Annotated in this window: 4 protein-coding genes; 1 reads left to right on the top strand and 3 read right to left on the bottom strand. The window is 53.1% G+C overall.

Translation table 11 applies throughout. The annotated features are described in order from the left end of the window. The first annotated feature begins 162 nt into the window (after positions 1–162). Positions 163–414, top strand: coding sequence for a hypothetical protein (locus tag Q0294_RS05220; RefSeq protein WP_299461619.1), 252 nt, complete (start codon positions 163–165; stop codon positions 412–414). A gap of 39 nt (positions 415–453) precedes the next feature. Here the strand turns inward: Q0294_RS05220 and Q0294_RS05215 are convergent, their stop codons facing one another. From Q0294_RS05215 to Q0294_RS05205, 3 genes are all read right to left on the bottom strand, one after another. Beyond that, complete coding sequence (locus tag Q0294_RS05215) at positions 454–1830, bottom strand: excinuclease ABC subunit UvrC (protein WP_299461618.1); 1377 nt, start codon at positions 1828–1830, stop codon at positions 454–456. A gap of 80 nt (positions 1831–1910) precedes the next feature. Beyond that, complete coding sequence (locus tag Q0294_RS05210; RefSeq protein WP_299461617.1) at positions 1911–3026, bottom strand: YbdK family carboxylate-amine ligase; 1116 nt, start codon at positions 3024–3026, stop codon at positions 1911–1913. Positions 3027–3030: 4 nt separating this feature from the next. After that, positions 3031–4308: a M20 family metallopeptidase gene (locus Q0294_RS05205; RefSeq protein WP_299461616.1), complete on the bottom strand. Its 1278-nt coding sequence runs from the start codon at positions 4306–4308 to the stop codon at positions 3031–3033. Positions 4309–4452 lie beyond the last annotated feature (144 nt).

Genomic DNA, 4452 nt, shown 5'->3' with positions numbered 1-4452 from the left:
TGCAATAAGTATTTCTCAGACGATGCGAAAGAAGGTATTACCTCTCCTGTATTGGTATGTTGCTCCTGTAGAAAGAACGAAAAATTCTATCTGGTAGAATTTGAACTTAGCGGGAATGGCGAACTTTAGCCGTTGAGTCTTCAAATAAAGAACGTCGCGCATATGGAAGAGGTATTATTCAATTATGATGAGGCGCAAGAATATTTGAATGAACTCAGAGAGAGGGATCTAAAAACTCGATCTTTGGTCTCGTTCACTTTTAGCAAATTGATATTTGCTGCGATTGCAGGTGAAGTGCCGAATTCTTCTTTCGATATGCTGTATTTTATTAAAGTACTGGAGAAAGCTCTGAGATGTCATGATAAATTAGCACTGATGCTGGATGGAGACACTTTAGAATGGCCAGATTTGTAAATTAAAATTCCTGTGATTAAAAATGAGGGGCTCAAAAAATCACTCATCAAAATGCGATTTCTTCCTTAGCAAATGATGATAATGCTGGGCGAAGCGGTGAGATTCGTCGCGGACGTATTGCAGGAGTCTTAAACCGTACGAGTGTCGACTCAGACGGCGGGGTTCGGTTTCGCCGGGGACGTAGACTTCTTCTTCGCGCTTGGCGAGGGAAATCGTGAACGGCGGTTCCACGCCCAGTTCGCGCATGGCGGTCATCGCCGCGTTGAGCTGGCCTTTACCGCCGTCGATCAGCAGGATGTCGGGGAATGACTCTCCTTCCTGATGCAGGCGTCTGATCCGGCGGCTGACGACTTCGCGGATCGAGGCGAAATCGTCGATCCCTTTGACCGTGCGGATTTTGAAGCGTTTGTAGCCGTGCTTGAACGGCAGACCGTCGATGAACTGCACCAGGCTGGCGACTGTTTCGCCCCCCTGCAGGTGCGCGATGTCGACCCCTTCGATGCGGCGGGGCAGGTCGGGGAGCCCGAAGACCTTCTTCAGCCCCTGCATTCCTTTTTTCGGGTCGATGTAAAACACTTCGGGTTGCGCATGATCTTCCAGGTTGCCGCGCTGGTGCAGACTTTCCAGCAACTGAATTTCATCCCGCAGCCGAGCCGCCGTTTCGTAGTTCTTTGCTTCCGAGGCCGCCTGCATCTCTTTTTTCATCTCGTTCAGCAGCCGATCTTTTTTGCCGTCGAGAAACAGTTTCAACCTGTTGATGTCTTTGCGGTAGTCCTCTTTGCTGATCCGCAAATTACAGGGAGCCGTGCATTGATTGATGCTGTGCAGCAGGCAAGGGCGGAACCAGCGCCACTTTTCGTCGCCGTCTTCAATGTCCAGCGAACAGTTGCGGAAGCGGAAAATTTTCTGCAACACGGTGATCGTGCCTCGCAGCTGTTTGGCGTTCGTGAACGGGCCGTAGAGTTTGGTCCCTTTACTGTGTGGCTTGCGCGTGAATTCGACGCGCGGGAAATCTTCGCGGGTGGTGATTTCGAGATAAGGAAACGTTTTGTCGTCTTTGAGTTCCGAATTGAAGCGGGGGCGGATGTCCTTAATCAGCCGTGCTTCGAGCAGCAGGGCATCGACTTCGGTTTCCGTATCCAGAAAATCAATGTCGGCAATTTCCGTAACGAGTTCGGCGGTGCGGCGATCAACGGCGGCCGCCTGCGTGAAATAACTGGAAGCGCGGCTTTTCAGGTTGACGGCTTTGCCGACATAAATCACGCGGCCCTGACTGTCTTTCATCAGATACACGCCAGCCGTGGTCGGAAACGTGCGGACTTTTTCCTGTGGCGTCTGCGCAACTTCTCCCGTCGGCGGAGTTGTCGGCTCGCTCTGCGAAGATTCCTGATTGGGCAAGTGGTCTGTTTCAGACACGCAATCTGATTCCTGAAAAACGCCAGACGTGTTCTTTGTTTTTGTCGGGGATGCTGAATTATAGGGGAGACGTGGCGAAATCAGAAGTTGTTATTTTCTTCGGTCATCTGTTTGACGACTTCCCGTTTGTCTCCGGTTGCTTCCATGATCTCCAACTGACGCTTGGCGCCTGAGTGATGGACCAGATCGTAAATCCGGTTTAATTCGTCTGTACACTCGAGTCGTTGGGACATCGGACCAACCAGATCGACCAGTTGTCTGGTGGTGTCCATGACGGAATACAACTGGTAACTGTCGTTGTTGACCAGACTGGCGTCGATGCCGTAGCGGGTGGCCCGCCATTTATTCTGCTGCACCATCATCGGATGATGCTGCAGTTGATACGCACCTTCATCGATTTCATCGGAGATGCATTTGACGAGACATTGCACGAACGCGGTCAAAGAGAGCACCTGTTCCAGATTCGCAGGCATATCGCAGACGCGGATCTCCACGGTGCCGAAGTTATGATGCGGGCGAATGTCCCACCAGATTTCGCGAATCGTATTGATGAAACCGGTGCTGATCAGGTGATTGATGAGCCACGTGTATTCGCTCCAGTTGCGCATGGTGGGGGGCAGTCCGGCGGTGGGCAGCCCTTCCATGATTTTCGAACGATTCGAGTGCAGGCCCGTATTGCGTCCTTCCCAGAACGGGGAGTTCGAGGAGAGCGACAGCAGCAGCGGCAGATAACGCAGCATGCGGTCACAGACCATGACGGCTTTGTCGCCGGAATCGACGCCCACATGAATGTGCAGACCAAACGTGACCAGGCGGCGGGCGACGTCCTGCATCAGGTCGACCAGTTCGTAGTAGCGTTCGTTTACGGTAATTTTCTGATCGCGCCAGGATGAAAACGGATGCGTGGCCGCCCAGAACAGTTTCAGTCCCAGTTGGTCGGTGACCTCGGTCACCGCTTCCAGTTTGGCGGTCAGGTCCTGGCGGACATCGCCGACCGTGCGACAGACGCCGGTATTGATTTCCAGATAGCTCTGCATCAACTCCGGTTTGACGGATTTTTGCATCTCTTCTGAGAGGCCTGCCAGCAGATCTGTGATCGAATTCGAGAGGGCGAATGTTTCCGCATTCACCAGCTGCAATTCCAGTTCTACACCCAGAGTCGGGTAATCATTTCTTGTGAAAGAAATTGTTCCCATGTGACTAATTCCCTTTTTGGATGAGTTGCGGATTCAGTGAAAGCAGTAATGCGGTCTGCAGCATGATGCGACTGCCCAGCGCCAGTACGCGTTCGTCGATGTCGAAGTAGGGTGAATGCAAAAACGCCGTTTTCTGACCCGGTTTCGCACAACCCAGCCTGAGCATCGAGCCCGGAGTCGACTGCAGATAAATCGAAAAATCCTCGCCCCCCATACTGGGCATATCGATCAGGCCGACCTGCTCAACGCCCAGCACATCTTTCGCGGCCCGTTCCAGAGCGGCGGAAATGATGGCATCGTTGACGACGGCGGGCAGGGGCGATTGAAACAGCACTTCAATCCGCGTGCCGGTCGTTTTCGCAATTCCTTCAGCAATCTCTTCAATTCGTTTGTGTAACACCGCGCGGGCATGGTCATTGGTAGAACGCAGCGAACCTTTCAGGACCGCGATTTCGGGAATCACATTCGGTGCCTGTCCTGCGGCGATCTGCCCGATTGTAAATACCGCCGGCGTGCGCGAATCGATCGCGCGCGGCAGATTCTGATACAGGCTGGAGATCAACTGGGCGGCGGTGGTGATCGGATCATTGCCGTGATGCGGGCGTGCCGCATGGGCACCCGTGCCATGAATCTCAAAATGAACTTCATCGCAGAAGGCCGTCATCACACCATAACGGATATTCGCCGTCCCCGCTTGAATTTCCGGATCCATATGCAGACCGATGATTGCCGCGACATTCTTCATCGCTCCCTGTTCCACCATCCAGCGGGCACCCATGCAGATTTCTTCCGCCGGCTGAAAGATGAATCGTAAGCGAAGCCCCTGGCCGGACCACTCGGTGTTAAACAGTTCTGTGAAACGGCGGGCGCTGAGGGCGGCACCTAATGCGATCGCGGTATGCGCGTCGTGGCCACAGAGATGGCCGACTCCCGGGTTGTGCGAGCAGTAGGGGACTTCTTTCTGGTCCGTAATCCGCAAGGCATCGATGTCGGCGCGAATGGCAATCAGTGGTGCATCGGGGGCCGGCGTGCCCAGTGTAACGTCGGCGATCACACCAATCTGGTTCTGCATCAATCGGGGCGTTAACCCGGCATCATGTAATGTCTTGTAAATGAGTTGCGAGGTCTGTTTTTCTTCGCCACTGACTTCCGGATTTTTATGCAGCGTGCGCCGGAGTTCAATGAGTGTCGGCTCAAGTACTTGCAGTTCCTGTTCCAGTTGTTTTGAGAGTGCCTGATAACAGGCTCTGAGTTCTGTCTGATCAAGAGAGAATGATGCCACTGACAACTCCGCTGGTGTGAGCCATGATGAATTAAGACCATCTTCGCAACAGTCTATTTCATTACAGACTGACTAGGAAATCCTTTAATTGGACTTCCCCAGAAATAGTGGGCGCTGTGTTAAGGTTATGCGGCCTGCTCAAAC

This window comes from uncultured Gimesia sp., from assembly GCF_937919775.1.
Lineage (GTDB): Bacteria > Planctomycetota > Planctomycetia > Planctomycetales > Planctomycetaceae > Gimesia.
This window is presented reverse-complemented; position numbering and strand designations above follow the sequence as displayed.